At 47.2% G+C, this 16684-nt stretch carries 14 protein-coding genes and 1 pseudogene; 4 read left to right on the top strand and 11 right to left on the bottom strand.

The window, feature by feature from the left end:
- Window positions 1-12: 12 nt before the first annotated feature.
- A complete protein-coding gene (locus tag KK083_RS14760; protein ID WP_254164023.1) occupies window positions 13-636 on the top strand; it encodes a hypothetical protein in 624 nt (207 codons plus the stop codon).
- Between the two features lie 148 nt (window positions 637-784).
- Here KK083_RS14760 and KK083_RS14765 read toward each other — a convergent pair whose 3' ends face one another.
- Together KK083_RS14765 and KK083_RS14770 are read right to left on the bottom strand one after the other, a co-directional pair.
- Window positions 785-1165 carry a SnoaL-like domain-containing protein gene (locus KK083_RS14765; RefSeq protein ID WP_254164025.1) on the bottom strand — a complete coding sequence of 127 codons (381 nt, stop codon included), beginning with the start codon at window positions 1163-1165 and terminating at the stop codon, window positions 785-787.
- Window positions 1166-1326: 161 nt separating this feature from the next.
- A complete protein-coding gene (locus KK083_RS14770) occupies window positions 1327-2178 on the bottom strand; it encodes a nuclear transport factor 2 family protein (protein WP_254164027.1) in 852 nt (283 codons plus the stop codon).
- A 391-nt stretch (window positions 2179-2569) separates the two neighbouring features.
- Between KK083_RS14770 and KK083_RS14775 the strand changes: the two genes are divergently transcribed.
- Window positions 2570-4276, top strand: coding sequence for an OmpL47-type beta-barrel domain-containing protein (locus tag KK083_RS14775; protein ID WP_254164029.1), 1707 nt, complete (start codon window positions 2570-2572; stop codon window positions 4274-4276).
- Between the two features lie 99 nt (window positions 4277-4375).
- Window positions 4376-4600, top strand: coding sequence for a DUF6576 domain-containing protein (locus KK083_RS14780; protein WP_254164031.1), 225 nt, complete (start codon window positions 4376-4378; stop codon window positions 4598-4600).
- On the opposite strand, the gene KK083_RS14785 is transcribed toward KK083_RS14780, so the two are convergent.
- The 3 genes from KK083_RS14785 to KK083_RS14795 all read right to left on the bottom strand — a co-directional run bounded on the left by KK083_RS14785 (window position 4601) and on the right by KK083_RS14795 (window position 8358).
- A complete protein-coding gene (locus tag KK083_RS14785) occupies window positions 4601-6613 on the bottom strand; it encodes a M13 family metallopeptidase (RefSeq protein WP_254164033.1) in 2013 nt (670 codons plus the stop codon).
- A 193-nt stretch (window positions 6614-6806) separates the two neighbouring features.
- Complete coding sequence (locus tag KK083_RS14790) at window positions 6807-7175, bottom strand: hypothetical protein (RefSeq protein ID WP_254164035.1); 369 nt, start codon at window positions 7173-7175, stop codon at window positions 6807-6809.
- A gap of 97 nt (window positions 7176-7272) precedes the next feature.
- Window positions 7273-8358, bottom strand: coding sequence for a serine hydrolase domain-containing protein (locus tag KK083_RS14795; protein ID WP_254164037.1), 1086 nt, complete (start codon window positions 8356-8358; stop codon window positions 7273-7275).
- Between the two features lie 271 nt (window positions 8359-8629).
- Here KK083_RS14795 and KK083_RS14800 point away from each other — a divergent pair, with 271 nt between their 5' ends.
- The gene (locus KK083_RS14800) at window positions 8630-9178 is read left to right on the top strand and encodes a dihydrofolate reductase family protein (protein ID WP_254164039.1); all 549 of its coding nucleotides are present in this window, start codon (window positions 8630-8632) and stop codon (window positions 9176-9178) included.
- Between the two features lie 62 nt (window positions 9179-9240).
- Here KK083_RS14800 and KK083_RS14805 read toward each other — a convergent pair whose 3' ends face one another.
- The 6 genes and pseudogenes from KK083_RS14805 to KK083_RS14825 all read right to left on the bottom strand — a co-directional run bounded on the left by KK083_RS14805 (window position 9241) and on the right by KK083_RS14825 (window position 16616).
- Complete coding sequence (locus KK083_RS14805; RefSeq protein ID WP_254164041.1) at window positions 9241-9591, bottom strand: hypothetical protein; 351 nt, start codon at window positions 9589-9591, stop codon at window positions 9241-9243.
- Between the two features lie 272 nt (window positions 9592-9863).
- Window positions 9864-10283: an acyl-CoA dehydrogenase family protein gene (locus KK083_RS32825; RefSeq protein WP_438834724.1), complete on the bottom strand. Its 420-nt coding sequence runs from the start codon at window positions 10281-10283 to the stop codon at window positions 9864-9866.
- Between the two features lie 105 nt (window positions 10284-10388).
- A pseudogene (locus tag KK083_RS32830) lies at window positions 10389-10982 on the bottom strand (acyl-CoA dehydrogenase family protein); the annotation flags it as partial.
- A 166-nt stretch (window positions 10983-11148) separates the two neighbouring features.
- Window positions 11149-12255, bottom strand: a complete 1107-nt coding sequence (locus KK083_RS14815) for a nickel-binding protein (protein WP_254164045.1) — start codon at window positions 12253-12255, stop codon at window positions 11149-11151.
- A 447-nt stretch (window positions 12256-12702) separates the two neighbouring features.
- Window positions 12703-13074 (bottom strand): hypothetical protein, encoded by a 372-nt coding sequence (locus KK083_RS14820; protein WP_254164047.1) that lies wholly within the window; start codon window positions 13072-13074, stop codon window positions 12703-12705.
- 134 nt (window positions 13075-13208) lie between these two features.
- Window positions 13209-16616 carry a hypothetical protein gene (locus KK083_RS14825; RefSeq protein WP_254164049.1) on the bottom strand — a complete coding sequence of 1136 codons (3408 nt, stop codon included), beginning with the start codon at window positions 16614-16616 and terminating at the stop codon, window positions 13209-13211.
- Window positions 16617-16684: the final 68 nt, after the last annotated feature.

Here is a 16684-nt window from a genome sequence, read left to right on the forward strand (position 1 = left end):
TGATAATTACGCATGAAAAGAAGAATCGTTAGCTCCGGCATAATAGCTTGCCTGTTGATAATGGGCATCAAAGGGTTCTGCCAGGAAGAAAAGTCCGGTGCCGACGTGCGTGCCATCCCGAAAGTAAAATTCAACGCGGCAGGCGAGCTTGAAATAATGCCGTCACCCACCTCCTCGCCGAATGATTTCGATTTCTATGTCGGCGCATGGAAGGTTCACAACCTCCGGCAAAAGAAAACGAACGATGGAAAGATCACCTGGATAGAATTTGAAGCAACGTCAACGATGAACAAAATGCTCAGGGGGCTTGGCAACATCGATTATTTTGCTGCGGACATCGAGGGCAAACCCATTGAAGGCATGACACTTCGGTTGTTCGATCCGAAGAAAAAACTATGGAGCATCTACTGGGCCAGCTCCAACGATGGCGTATTGGGCATGCCTCCCGTGGTGGGCTCTTTCGAAAACAAGGTGGGGTACTTCTTCTCGCAGGACATTTACGAAGGCGCCAGTATCATCACAGTGTACCGGTGGGATGCCCGCGATGCCGGTAAACCGGTCTGGAGCCAAACCTACTCGGAAGACAACGGGCAAACATGGAAAGAATGGAATTGGGTGATGCATATGAGCAAATAGATCCTGGCAACCACTGCTGTCAGGACCTATTAGTTACGGCTTACTATCAATATCTGTTAGCTCACATCGATATTACCCTTCGTAGCCACGCGCTGGCGTAACTGTCCCTCGATAAACATGATGGCGATTGTTTCCTGTTACAGCTGTTTCAATAAAAGAACTGCTCCAATACGATCTGGCCGTCTTTTACCTCATATAACATGATCTCCTCGATCTTGATTCTTCCATGATCTTTGGTAGTAACTTCAACGCCTCTTCCTACCGCAAAATGATTACCGGCAACAACGGGCTGGGTTGTATAAGCGCCATGAAATTGCTCGATCCGCTCCACAAAGTCCATTCCTTTTTTGCGAACCGGAAGCTTGCCTTCCGCATAACCGAAATACGGTGAATTTTCAGGATCTATACTCCTGACATTGTCGGCAAAAAGTTCGTCCTGGATCTCGAACCATTTTTCCTGCTGAGCAAGTTCATTGAATCGGGCTGCAACTTCCTGTGTTGTCATGTCTCTGCTTGTTACGTTTGTCATTGGTTTATTTTTTTAATGGACCATCGATTATTGAAAAGTACTACCGCTCCGCAGCAAAGTTTTTATGCCGCGTGGTAATTACATTAGCAAAGTAAATGTCTGAAAAGGTGACTTATGCGGTGTAAAATGGACCTTATAAGGGGGAGATTTGGACTTGCCCCCTATTGCTTCACACGCACTACTTTATCTCCGGAAGTATGAGATGAGATGGCCTTCCATTGGCCGTTTCTTTTGATCAGGATGTTGGACGATTGATAGACCAGGTTGTATACTCCCTGCTTGTCTTTGTTCCGTATGGTACCGGTGCCGGAGACAACCGCCGTATTGTTGTCGAAGATGTCCAGCCTTTCGATCTTGAATTCAAAAGAGATGTATGTGGGTTTGTGAGCTTTGATATATTCCAGTTGATCACGCTTGTTGGATGATTCGCCATCTGAGCCGATCATTTGAAACTCATCGGCCAGGATGCGGTCGAGCAGTACGGTATCCTGTTCGCGGTACGCCTTCGGCCACTCCACCTGCTTCAGATGCCGCAGCGTGGCTTCATCCTTTTCGCGGGTCCGTTTCCTGTTGTGTGCTTCCACCACGCTATACCACTCCCTGTTATCATAGTAATCGTACTGCCTGATGATCTTACCATCTTTAAAATGGAAGATATTCACGAACCGCATGGTGTAAGGCGCGCCGGCATAAAGGGCTTGTAACAAACCTTCTGTCACCAACGTATCGCCACATGCAATTTGCTGATCGACGCGCCAGGTATAATGATTATTGACATTGTTCTGCGTAAAATTTCTGAAGATGCCTTCCTTCGATCGTCCTACCCAGTCATAGGTCGGGTCGTCAATCACAACAGAATCGGCATAAAAGTGTAAGAGCCGTTCTGCCGTGGGCACATCGCTGTAAGCCTGGTAATAGTTGTTAACAAAATTCCGGGGAATGGTGCTCTTTTGTTTCTGTCCGTAGGCAATGAAACAAAAGCCGGTCATGATCAACAGGAAAACTGATTTCATAAGGGTCAAATATTTCCTTTACGGAATCTACATACAGGGTAATTTAATCCATCGGATGATCCATTTCAACACGCATGGACGAACAAACCCTTGTACACATCGAACAACTGTCGGCTGGTACGCATTCCTCTTCGCATACAGGAATCAAGTCAATCACTTGCGTACTATACAAAGCCAAATAGGAATAACCCATAACCAATTTGGGACAAGCATGATCAAATATTGTCGCCATTTAGCAATAAAAAGCGCTATTTTGCTAAAGCAAGCGCCGATTTTATACCCTGGTACAGCGTTTGTCATGGATGCGAGCCGGCGGGTGTTGTTGGGGTAATAAAACCAATTAGGTTATATTTTTTTTTGAAATCGCCTGACACATAACCTTTAAATCTATATGCGTGTACTTCTTTCTGCAATGATGGGGCTATGTCTCGTCATTCCTGCGCTCTCTCAAGATCAGCCTGCTTTCGAAAAGAAACCTTTTAAAGATCCGGAAGGAAATCTCTTTTGGCCCCTGGCCTTACCGGTTTACGTTCAATTGTCTACGTCTCCCAATTCAACGGATGGGATGATGCTCGCCGACGCGAAGCAGACCACCTATCCCATGACCTGGGATGGTCACGGCAAACATTTTATCAAACATGAAGACATCAAAAATCCAAAGGATGGTGTAACCGCCGTTGCCTTTCCTGTCAATGTAGATGGGATCGCTCCGGTATCTGCGCTGGAACTGACAGGTGCACCCCGTTATGCAGCTGCTAAAGTTTACTTTGGAAAAAGTCTTACACTTTTTGCGAAAGCGACAGATGAAATGTCAGGGCTGGAAGGTGTGTACCTTTCCATTAACCAGGCACCTTTCACCAGGCAGTCATCTCCCCTCGCGTTGACTGACGAGAAAGAATACCAGGTGCGGTACTTCGCTGTGGATAAAGTGGGAAATGCCGAGCAACCCAAATCAGCATCCTTCTCGGTAGACCTCACACCACCCACCTCAGCCCACGAGGTAAGTGGAATCCATCTTGACGGACAAATACTTTCTCCACGCGCATTCATTTCTATTGCCGGCCATGATGAGGCATCGGGTATCAAAAAGATGGAATACTATTTTGATGGACAGAAGCCTGCTCCGTACAGCGCCAGAATTTCACTGGCTAACCTGGCCGATGGAGAACATACACTTACTTATTATGCAACGGATCATGTAGGCAATATTGAATCGCCAAAACAATTTACCTTTTACCTGGATTCGAAAGGTCCGCAGGTAACATCTTCATTCGATGCCGACTTTGCAGTTTCCGAAGGGAGATCTTACGCCAGCACGGGCACCCTGATCTCGCTGGAGGCTACCGATAACAAATCGGGTGTGAAGCAACTTTTCTATAGCATCAACGGATCGGCAGAACAGGTCTATACCGCTCCTTTTGCGTTACCCGCCAAACAAGGCAGTTATTCGATCCGCTACCGGGCCATAGATCAGCTCGGCAACGTGGGCGCTACTTTCACCAACACACAGATCGCCACCATTTATGTTGATGATACTCCGCCCGTTGTAACGCACACTGTAAGCGCGCCGAAGGTCTTTACCCGCGATACACTTTTTGTTACCGACAAGGCAATCTTCACCATTAAAAGTTTTGATGCAGAATCCGGAGGCGCCATTGTTGACTACAAGCTCGACAACGGCAATGAGATAACTTATGAGAAACCATTTAGCGTATCGGGTGAAGGCAAACATTCGATCTCTTATAGTGGCACCGACCTTGTTAATAATTCGGCTGTGAAGACGACTTTCTTTGTGGTGGACAATTCAGCGCCGGAGATTTTTATACACACGAGCCTTGAAAAAATAGGAGCACAAAAACTGGTAGCCAAAGAACAGGAGATTCCGGTCTACGCATCGGGAACGAGCTTTTACATGGCTGCTACCGACAAGTCTGTGGGCACGAAAGCCATTTATTATTCGCTCAACAATCAGGCAGAAGTTCTCTATACACAGCCTGTAAAGCTTGTCAAAAAAGGCGTTCATACGCTTAAGATCAGGGCCGTGGATTACCTGGGGAACGTGCGTACGCTGGAGCCGGTAGATTTTGTGGTTCAATAAAGCCCTCGCGACTTTATAAATCCACTTCATTTTTTCACCACCGGGAATAAACTGCAGGCAGAATTTGTATCTTGGTCCTACTAACCTGCAGCATTCCCCATGGGCATCTTCGGCTTTTTGATCCTGATCGGCATCGGCGCCTATCTCTACAGAACCTATTTCTACACTCCCGGCTACGAAACCAAAGATGAGCGTTACAACGCCGAACGCAACAAACGCCAGCAGGAACTCGATGCGCTGCTCGACAAAATATCCAGAAGGGGAATGGACAGCCTCAGCGAATATGAACGCCGCCGCCTGAATGAGCTGTCGGGAAAAAGCTAGTTACCAGACGGTGATCCTTTCATTTTCAGGTTTGTACATCTTATCTCCCGGCTGCACATTGAATGCGTTGTAAAACGGTGTGAAGTTCATCAGCGGTCCGTTGACACGCCACTTGGCCGGCGAGTGCGAATTTGTGTTGACATACATGCGCAAAAACTCGTCCCTGGTTTTCACACGCCATATTCTTGCTATCGAAATAAAGAAACGCTGATCGGGTGTAAAGCCATCCAGTTTCGTAGTATCTTTTCCCTGCGCCGTCAGTTTAAAGGCGTCATACGCAATGGCTACACCGGCAATGTCTGCGGTATTCTCCCCTACTGTCAGCGCGCCTTTTACAGGAACAGAATCGAGCACAGTAAATGAATTATACTGATCGATCACCTGCTGTGTTTTTGCCTTGAACTTTTCATAGTCGGCCTTGTTCCACCAGTTGGTCACATTGCCGTCTTTATCATACTGTGCTCCCTGATCGTCGAACGAGTGTGTGATCTCATGACCGATCACCATACCAATACCTCCGTAGTTAAGCGCATCGTCTGCGCTCAAATCGAAATAAGGCGCCTGCAGGATGCCGGCGGGGAAAACGATCTCATTTCCAGAAGGGTTGTTATAGGCAGTGACCGTTGGTGGCGTGGTAAACCATTCCGTTTTGTCTACCGGCTGCCCTACCCTGGTGAGGCGGTAAACGAAGTCATTTTTATTAGCCGATAACCGGTTCTCAAAGTAGGCGTCTCTTTTCACCTCCACGTTCGAGTAATCTCTCCATTTATCCGGATACCCGATCTTCTCCGTGAAGGCGTACAACTTCTCTTTTGCCTTTGTTTTGGTAGAGTCGCTCATCCAATCCAGCTTATTGATGCGTGCCTCAAAAGCTTTTTTCAGGTTATCAACCAATACGGCCATACGTTTCTTGGCATCTTCCGGAAAGTATTTCTTCACATATAACTGTGCAAGGGCATGTCCGAGCGAACGATCAACCGCCTGGGTCATTTCTTCGGCGCGTGTTTTTTTAACAGCCTGCCCGGTCAGTATTTTTGTATACTCAAAAGACGCATCGGTAAAAGGGCGGCTCAGGAAATTTGCATACGTGGTAAGGGCGTTGGCTTTTATGTAAACTTTCCAATTGCTGAGAGGCACCGACTTCAACATGGCATTCAGCTTGTCATAGTAAGCAGGCTGGCCCATATCGACTGAATCGACCTTCACGCCCAGGTCGTTGAGCAACGTTGGCCAGTTGAGGTTGGCATGTTTTTTCGAAATGGAGGTAACGGCCAGTTTATTGTAATTGGCTTTCACATCCCTGAGCTCAATGTTCGTTCTGTGCGCGGCAGCCAATTCCTTTTCAACTTCATAGGCAACAGATGCACTCTTCTCAGCGGATGCAGCGTCGCTTCCGGTGGATTGAAACAGGGTAGCAAGATACTTTTTGTAAGCCTTCTGAATTTTGAGCGTTGACGAATCTGTCTTGAAATAATAATCTCTTTCAGGTAAGCCGATCCCGGTTTGCCCCAAATGCACGATGTTGATGGTGCTTTGTTTGTCGTCGGGGCCAACGTAAAAACCAATAATGGAACCATCGCCCACTTTCTGTTCTTCGGCCACAAGCTTCAGCAATGAAGGTATGTCGGTCAGCGCATCGATCCGTTCCAGCAAAGGTTTGATGGGTTCATAGCCGCGTTTGTTGATGGCTGCAGTGTCCATCCCTGAAGCATAAAAATCACCGACTTTCTGCTCGATGCTTCCCGCGGGGTTATTGCTTCTCGAAACGCTGTCAAGAATTCCCTGCAGGCGGATGCGCTGCGGAAAGTTCAGAAAAGAATAAGAACCTACACCGGTTTGACTGGCCGGTATCGTAGCCGAGTCATACCAGATACCGTTGACGTACGTAAAAAAATCATCGCCAGGCTTTTTAGAATGATCTATTCCCGTGATGACTACACGTTTTGTATCAGGAGTTTGTTTACAGGCTGCAGCAAGCAACAATGCGAGCGAAAGATATACGAGTTTTTTCATGGGTTCTGGTGAGGCTGTCTCAGGGTATAGGAAATAATTATATCCTTAAAATAAGGAAAAGCATCTATCCGAATAAATCTTAATTGGTTTGAGCGGTCAAAAATTATTTCTATCTGACCTCGATCCCCATTCACATGGCCAGTGGTTATGACTGGAGACAGGCGATTGACCACCGATCTCGAAGAACAGTTCACTAAAAAAAGCACCAGTCAACCAGTGCCAGTATTGACAAAAGGGCGAAGAGTATATGCGTAAAAACAACAGCGATCGGCCTTACCGGTTTCTCACGGATATCCTTCCAAAACAGGAAAAAGCCGAGCAGGGCAGTGACCACAAAAAGTAAAACTATCCGCCCTGGAAAATCTTCGATATGCCTGACAAAATAGATAACAATCAATATAAGGCCCGTGGCGGATAACACCCCGTGCATGAACACGCTGACGGAAGATGTTTTCTTTTTAGAAAGAATCGAGATCGCTAACGTGAGCCCTGTTCCGCCGGAAAAAGTCACCAACAGCAAAGCAAGTATTACCAAAGTTTTTTGTGCCATCACAGGTTCCATGTCTCTACCGGGATTATAATTTACTGTCGTACAATCCGCAATATAGTGTAATTTGGAGTTCCGTTCACGGGAGCCCTTCTTATTCAATTCCGGATGGCTATTCCAACGACCGGAGAACGGCTTCAAAAATATTATGCGATCGTTTATGGCCGCCTCCGTAGGCGCTGGAGAGGAGGCTTACAACCAGGTTTTTGCCCGGTACTACGAAAAGTAAATTACCGCCGTTACCGGATGCAAAGAGACATTCGTATAGTTTTCCATCAACATTTTTTGTCGACTTGAACCAGAAGGTGCCGTAGCCTTGTGCAAATGGACCTTCGTTGGATATATCAAAGTTCACAGCAGAGATCTCTTTGATCCACGACTCGCTCACAATTTTCTTTCCCTGCCATTTGCCATGGCCAGCTACTACCTGTCCGATCTTTGCAAAGTCAACGGCAGAAAGGTACAAGTTGCCCATGGGTCCCGTGCTGCCGTTTGGCGCTGTATACCAATAGAATTCTCTGATACCAAGTGGGTCGAACAGGTTCTCTTTTGCAAACGCTGAAAGTTTCTTCCCGGATGTTTGTTCAATGATTGCACCAATGAGCATCGGACAGATATCGGCATAAACATATTTCTCTCCAGGAGAAGAAGTCATCGGAACTGACGTTGCGAAATTCACCCAGTTGTCTTTCAATAACCAGTTGGCCGTGTTACCGGGGGCGTTGTCATCATCATCGTTCACATACAGACCCGATGACATATTCAGCAGGTGTTTGATTTTGATACTTTTGTGCGCTGCATCCGGAACCTCGAACTTTTTTCCTGGAAAAAAATCATAGATGCTCTGCTCTGTACTTTTTACCAATCCTTTGTCGATTGCTATACCCAGTAGCAGAGCTGTGATGCCCTTACCCGCCGAACGAATATCGTGTATTGTTTCACGCCAGTAAGTGTTGAAATATTCTTCAACAACCAGTTTGTTGTCTTTGATAACCACGAGTGCCCTGAAATCGCGCGGCGGCGTGGACCTGATCAGGTCTATTAGTCTGGCGATCGTATCCTTCTTCATGCCAACAGAAGAAAGCTGGGCCTGCGGCAGATCAGGGATTGGTGGCTGAAGCGGATCAGGACGATTTTGCGCTACACAACAGGAAGTTGTGATCAAAAGAGAAAACAGGAGAGATCGGATACGGATCATGGTGCGGGGCTTTTTTAGTTTTAATACCTAAGGACACGATTTTTAATCGACAGTTGCAAAATGTGCAATAAAAAAATCAAAAAAAAAGGCCATCATTAGACAGCCGGGGAACGCAACTTATAGTCATTCCCCTTTGCTCAAACAAAGGTGTCCTTTGACTATTTTACCCATCGAATTTCGCAATCCACCCTTCATTTGTCGCATTCACACACCATTAGTCTCTGCACAAGTTTGTAGGTTTGTGTCAGGCAACCATCTCTAAAAAAAACCTATGAAAGTAATTGCAGCAATGAACATGACACTCGATGGATTTTGCGATCACACGTATGGCAACGCTACTCCCGAGCTCCATCAGCACTATGCAGACATGCTGCGTGGCGCAGGTGCCGCTTTATATGGCCGAACAACTTACCAGCTCATGGAATTCTGGCCAACCGTTTTAAAAAACCCCACTGGTAACAAAGAGATGGACGACTTCGCAGTAGCAATGGACAACGTTCCTAAAGTTGTGTTTTCCCGTACACTGAAAAATCTGGATTGGCACTCCGCACGATTGGCAACAAAGAGTCTTGAAGAGGAAGTTTCAAATCTAAAACGACAAGCAACGAAAGATATCTATGCCTGCAGCCCAAGCTTAATTGTGCAACTCACGGAGCTAAAGATGATTGACGAATACCAGTTGTGTGTTCACCCGGTTATCGCTGGAAGCGGTTTACCATTATTTAAAAATATCACCGACCAGGTTGCGCTTAAATACTTGAAAACGAAACCGTTTGAGTCCGGTGCGTTGGTGCAGTATTATGAGAGGATTACAAATTAAGATGCGAGGGGGTCTTCACCTATGTCAGCGGAGAACAGGTGTGGGTAAACTATCGACTAATTCTATTCGAGGTAAATAGTTTTATCCCTCAACTTATACCGAACAGTATTCGTGGGCTTTTCTCGGATAACAGTTTCACCGCCCCGGAAGACTAGCTCTTTTGTTCCGTACGCCATCCAGGTTTGATTTTCTTTGCTGAAAACAGCGCTATCTGCACGCAGCGTCAGGTCCTCTGTTTCAATTTTTACATTCTTTCTAAGGATCAACACCCTGCCGTCAGGTGCCACTTCCAGCTCGCGGCAGGAATATTGCTGCTTTGGTTCGTTTTTGCCTTTCAGGTTTACGCTCTTCTGGTTTTGCGCATAGACCAGCACAGGGGCTGTGAGTACAATGGTGAATAGTAGTCTTTTCATAAATCGTTGTTTGGATAGCTAGTAACTTATAGCAAGGGTAATTACAACAATCAGGCCATTATAGGCTCCTCCCCCATCGCGATCTCCCGGCGAGGGCTGCATTACATCTATCTATTTTGAGATTTTTGCGCAACTATTGTCTATCACCAGGAGGAGTCAGAATTCAACTTCTAGCTTTCCTTACTAACCCTTTTAATATTCTTGAAAAGGAACCGGAATTTGTTTTTGCTTTGGCGGTGGGTATTGGTGTAATATCGCAAAAATGAGGTATTTTAGTTTACGCCCGCCAGCGTTTTTCCAGTCAGGTAATTCCCCAACATTTCTCTTTGCTTGCTTGAATGCATCGGGTGAAATTCACCGGCGAGCAAATCCCTGTACAGACGCTCGATGCCAACGTTGTAAAAGTATGATGAACCACCTAGCGCCTCCATGGCAGCTTGCGCCGACATCCTGCCGTGTTGTGTAATGATCGCTTTAGCTTGCAAAGCTACGGCAGCCGAATCACTGCTTGGCTTGAGCATTAGATTATTAGCATTATCTACCAATTTTTGATGCGCCAGCTTCACGATCTGATATTGGTTATGCATGTCGCCCAGGTTCGACAGGGCGTGAGATTCATTGCTTCCTTTCTTCGAGAACAGCGCGATCGTCTTGTTCGCGATGGCTTCGACAATGCCCGCGTAGGGTGAAATGAAAACAGGAAATGCGAACGTGGTGATCACATCCCACACCGGATGCCATTTGCCTCGTTCGCGCGTGAGCGTGATTTTTTCGTCAGGAACAAAAACATCTTTGAAGTTGATGGAGTGCGATCCAGTGCCACGCATTCCCATCGCATTCCAGTCGGAAAGTATTTCAATACCATCCGAATTCAACGGGGCTGAAAAATGGATCACCTGTTCTTTCGTGCCGTCATCGAAGGCGCAACTCATGACAGCGATATTCGCTATCGGTGCTCCGCTGCAGAACGATTTCCTGCAGTTGACAATATAACCACCGTCTACTTTTTTTGCTGATCCGTTTGACGATACCCAGTCGCCCCCTCCTGTACTCAACAAGATCAGATCTTTCTCAACCACTGCCTTTAATGTTTTCGTTGCTCCGGCATCTCCGTTCGTGTGTCTGAAAACCAAAACAGCGGCCAGGTGCATGTGCATGGACAATGCAAGTGAAGTTGACGGACAATAGTGCGCTAAATCTTTTAGAAAATAGCAAACGTCCGAATAGGAAACGCCTGCGCCTCCAAGGTCAGCCGGAATCAACGCTTTGTATACACCTTTTTCCTTTAGCGCCTTGAAGTTCTTTTCGGCAAACTTATTTTCTGCATCGCAGGCTATACCGTGCTTTTCGATTTCGGGCCCAAGTTCATTCAGGATCTTTTGTAAATTCATTTTGATGGAATTAATAGATAAGAAATAAACCTAACTGTCACGCGGCATCATCGTGTGGCAGCAAATCCAACCTTTGTTAGACAGAGACAAACCTACTGCAAACAACGCCAACGGATATGCACTTTTGGGTCAAAATGTTGCATAAATGAGCCGGCATCAGGGGATGCTAGCGAAACACCTCAGTATAGTCTATGGCAAATTTTTTTGGCGATATGCCGAAGCGCTTTTTAAACGCCCGCGAGAAATACGTTGGACTTGCAAAACCCGACTCGTATGCGATTTCGGAGACCGTTTTGGTATTCGACTTGATCGAGGCGAGCGAATTTTGAAGCCTGACCTCCTGAATAAACTGATTCGGAGACTTGTCGGTCAGCGATCTTAATTTCCGATTGGTCTGTGATTTACTCAGGCCCAATCCGGCACTCAGCTTTTCTACATTCAACTCCGGATTATTCCATTCTTTTTCAAAATAATCCATTAACGCTTTTAGAAACTTCTCTGTGTTCGGATCGATCACACCAATTGATTTGTCAATTGTGGTATTGAAATTTTCACTCTCAAAGAGTTCTTTCACTTCCGATGTTACCGTGATATGGCCATGGCTAATCTCACTCAGGTATTTCGACATCTTGACCGTGTCTTCAAACAAGCTCGATTTTGTATTTACCGGATCACCTGCACTTAAGCCGATTTTGATTTTAAGATTGAACGCATTTGAGCCGCTATCCAACACGGATTGACTTTCCCGGGTGCACACGATTGCGTTGGTAACAGAATCGAACGATGCCAGTATGCTATCGTCTTTCTGCTTTACCGGTCTGCCTTTGTGCTTCGTAATGATATCGCCTAACGATTGATAAATTCGTTTGATCTCTTTACTCAATTCTTCCCGATCGGTATTTTTTGACACGCCTTTTTCGATTTTGATCGCCATGAGCGTTCTGAAGGCAGATTCGTCAATAATGTTGATCGGCGTATTCTTTGTGTTCTTCGGATCCTCGATCCTTCCCAAAAACGATTCAACGATGGCCGGGTCTACTTCTATAATCTCGTGAGGCAGGTCTCCGTGAGCATGTGCATGCATGTCTTCAAGGGCTTTTTTATTCGGTGCGTGGATCAGACAGAAAGCGGTGTTCCTTTTTTCGTCACACCAATAGGTTATTCCTTTACAACCATACAAGTGTTCGATTTTCACATCTTCCTGGTGCATTCTTGCCACGTGTTCTGCGCTGACTTCTTCAGGTATGTTGTGGCGATCCATGTAGATTGGCATAGAGCGGGTGGGTTTCTTAGTACCTACAATCTAATGGTTTTACCCATTTTATTCAAGGGGAAGAATCGCGGGTGTTTTTCACGGACCTGAAAGACGTAGAAGTGTCATTTAGTATTGAGGAATAAAAATTGCCGGGGGTCGGGCTGACAAGCTGATAGGAAGGGCGTCATTTCGTTATTCATCAATCTGGTGCATGCATCGAAAATACTGACCTTCCAGGAAATCGAGGAGGAGGTTAATAGCTGCGGTTCAATGTAGGTGCTATAGGCGTCGATAAAGGTTTTGATCTGCTTGTGCATTGAACCGTGATAGCTCTCGAAGCATTGTTTCACTGTTTTGCGATGAAAGAGGAGATCCCACAATAAAGGCGTGCGTGAGCTTATTTTGACAGGAAGAATCTTTACGAAAAGATTTGTAGTATCATGGGGATTGAGATTGTTGCAATCTTCACTGAAGATCATTCAACAAAGAACTTTGACAGACCTCAGTATAAAAAGCTTTTGGATTTTTGCCTAAAGTGCAGCTACTTACGAAAAAATACCCTCTATAAATGAGGTGATCTACTGCCATTTTCTCAGGCCCCCTGACTCCATAATAAGTCAGGGTTTCCCGGTCCTTAAGCGACCTTTTCAACGCTTCCATTCCTCCCATACCAGTCACCATATTATTTGATAAGTTATGAGCCACCTGGGTGGCAACAGGGCAAACGTAAGAGATCGAGGAGCCGCCAAACAAAATTTGGACTAATTTATCTGGATTTCGGCGGTGCCATATATCAACAGAAACCAGCTTCAACGGCCCAGCTAACATCTTAAACATCCCACCTGGCAAGATTACGGACTAGCAAACCAGATCATCAGCTGCAAGCTACCCTCTCTTCTTTTTGGCCCAAAGCCGCCAAACTAAGTGTCAGATTGGTTCCAAGATTACATTACTACACTTGATAGAATAAATCACTCAGTTGCAGGAACACGGCGTTCAAGGAGTTCCTGGATGACTGCTCTTCGAAACTCTTCTTCCTCTTCAAACTCTGAAGATATATCGCACTCTCGCTCCTCCGGCGCGAAGTCAGTTTCACCATCGGGGCCTTCGGGGGACGACGCAACCGTGAAATTGAGCACTTGTTGTAGCCGTTGACGAAAGCGGTCCGGTCCCTGAAGGGACTTGGCAACCTCCGTGAGACATTCGTCTTCCCAGATTTCAAGCGGGTCAACTGTCACAGCGAGTCCGCGTTTTCTTGTCTCTTCCAAATACTCTTTCGTTGCGCGAAAATCAATAGCTGCCTTCAGTGCGTTCATTATTTCGATCGACGCGTTACTGAGATCGTTAACCTCGGTGCCACGCGCCTGCGGAGGCTTGGCTGCGATCAACAAAGAATCATTCGCTCGCATAAGAAGCGAGTTTAATCTTCCACGCGCAACGGCAAACCTGGCGTAACCCTTCGCATTATCGCCATCAAAGGGGTTCGGCGCACGATTTGGCAAAAAGCGCTTATCGAAGTCTGAGATATAGATTGACACAAGCGTCATGATGGCATCCCGTTCCTCCGACATGGCTTTAGGCATTCCAGCCGTTGACGCCTTCTGCGATTCCAAGTACTTCATAAACGGTTTGAGATCGATGCCAAGGTCGAGCCACACCGCAAGCATTGGTTCGAGGTCATCCAATTCTGCACGTAGACCCCAGTCTGCCGACCTGCGGTCATACATTTCGCCATAGCCTTGGGCGCCGAACTGAACATGATGATGATCACTGTGGTTGTGTGGCATAAAGGCAAACTCAGTAATCATGAAGCGCTCCTTCGTGAGACGGCCGGCGCATGTCAGTAAGGCGTTCGCAACAGCGACATCGTCTTTCGCGGCTTCTGTCAATACTCGAAGTGCGCGTGTATATAACGCCGGTGCACCGAAAATTAACATTCTCATACCGGATAGAAGTAGCGATATTGTGGCAATGAGACCTCTTTGCACCCCCGCTTCAGTGTGCGCAAGCGGAAGATCCTGAATACGGCGCTCGATGCTTTCCCATTCGCCCGTTGCATTAAGCTCGGGCTCGTACCCTTTCATTAGTGCGTCGCGGCTACCAGTTCCTGCGAAGCCTTTATTATCAATGTTCTTCACAAGTACGTGCCGAACTATTGCTTCAACGCGAGCGATTGTCGGCTGTACGAGTACGTCCGTGATAAGGCCACGAAAGATGAGCTGCCTATTTTCCCCCTTAAAGGCACCTGTTTCCATTGATGAATGCCGAAGAATAAGAGGATTTGCTACAACCCGACGCGCCATCTTTTCTCCAAGTGTTGTAATCACCACCAGGTTGTAAAGCACGCGGGCTTTTGCTGAGTCACCGTCTCGATGTAGCTGTACTGCAAGCCGGGTGACTGCGGTGCGCCCGGCGACCGAAAGAGGTAGCGGAAATGGCTTGTCCTTCAACTCTTTCATGACGCGTTGATATTTGACTACGGCGTCGCGATACCCCGACTGCACCTCCTGCAATGTCATTCTCATAGCCTTCCTGCCCTCGCCAGGTGCATGAGTTATTGTGGACGCGGAAAGTGAATCGGCCCTATTTGAGCGTGCAAGAATGCGGAGGAGGCCAGGCCAGTTTATACTTATGGCTCCCTCAAGATGCCTCGTTACATTTTCATCGATCGGTGGCCACCTCTGGCTGTCGGCGCCCATTTGGAGATCAAAAGTGAGTCCATCGCGATGAGTGATGTGGGGAAGTTTTCGCCCTCCCCACGGAAAACACCCTGCGACCAAACGAAGCGGTGAGACAAGACCCGAGTTTGTGCGGGCGTTGATTGCGTCCGAGTAACGGGATCGATCTAAGTTTAATCCCATCACTTCGGCCTCCGTCAACGTTTCTTTCTTAGCTATCTCCAATGTAGAGGTCTGTAGCAGTGGCACCCGTTCAGTAAGGGTTGCTCGCGACCGAGCCGGATCATCTGACTGGTCCCAGTGGATTTTGATTTCCTTTGCTTGAGTTTTGTTATAAGTGTCGTCGACCAGTTTGAGCAGAGGAGCAGGCAGTCCCAGGTCTGTAACAGCCAGTTTTGAGATTGATGCGGCAACAAAAAGTTTGAGCTGGGCGGTATATCGCGAATGTTTAGAAATCGAAAACTTGTCACCATTCTCGTCCCAAGCATCGTTGGTAATCGATGGCAATTTATGGGTTTCGGGATACCTTGGCCAATGTAGCACGAGCTCGCCGGCAGTGATCGCAACGTCGGCGCGCCGCACTGACGTCCCTGTTTCCCCCTTCCTCGCTGGCGATTCAAGTGAAGACAGACTGTTTCGTAAAATAAATGGCGTCTTTACGCCCTCCATTGCAAGCGTCCAAAGTTGCGCCCAAGCTTCATCCACCGTAAGGGCTCCCCATATTGGCATCAATTCGATCCGCAACGACCCACTTTCATCCTGTTTCTGTTTCGCGTGCCGTGGAGCATTCAGATAGGACGAATGGTTGGGAGCAGGAATTGTCATCCCCGTGATAGCCTCAAAGATCGCAACGGCAACCACACTACTAAGCGAATAGTGAACTTCGTCGAGAGGCAGTGAGCATCTTACAACGAGATGCTCGATATACAGCCACCACACCTCAACATAGGCACAGTATTGAAATACGGGCCAAAGACCGACGTTGTCGAAAACTTCCCGGACCGGGTCGTTGAGTCCCAGCACCAGTAGGTCGAGTGCAAGCAACTTGCGGCGCTCATGTGCCTTTTGCGCAGCGCTGCCCACATCAGTCACATATAAAGATCGTAGCTGATTGATTTCACGATACGCTTTTAGGAATGAATCGACCGGCCCATTCCCAGTCAGTTCTTTCGAGTTTGGAGCCAACAATCCGCGTGCGCGTTTCTGTGTAGGTGTATTCTGGGGAGCTGACAAGGCGCGAACGATTGGATCAATTCGAAGAGCTCGGTTCCATTTGTCCAACCATGTCCACGTTTCTGGTTCCCGTCCTAGCTCGAATTTGTAGGATGCTTCGAGGCTTGGATACCCGGTAAGTAGAAAGTCTTTCGTCGGAACGGGCGCGTTCCATTTCTCAGGGGCAAGAAACTCACGTAGTAGTGTAACGTATTTCTCGCTAGGCGATCCTGAAAGGAATTTCGGGCTGCTTGAAGATCCGTTTACTAGTTTCAGCAGCACGCTAGCCCCAACGTCGACGAACGGAGTTTTGGGATCCTCGCTTGAGATAATCGCTTTGAAGAGGGCTAGATTCCGTTTGTATGCGGCGACTGACATTTGACGATGAAGATCCGAAGGACCAGGATCATCTTTAAGCCACGTGTATCCGTGGACAAAGGTTAGAGCCATATCGAGCGGCGGGCCGGATGGCGGTACTGGACGTAGCATTGTAGGAGCTTGGAGCCATCCGGGCGGGGCTTCCACCAGTAGCGCAGACCTGCGATCGGAACTTCGTG

The sequence above is a fragment of the Chryseosolibacter histidinae genome (assembly GCF_018598225.1).
In the GTDB taxonomy this organism is placed as follows: Bacteria; Bacteroidota; Bacteroidia; order Cytophagales; family Cyclobacteriaceae; genus Chryseosolibacter; species Chryseosolibacter histidini.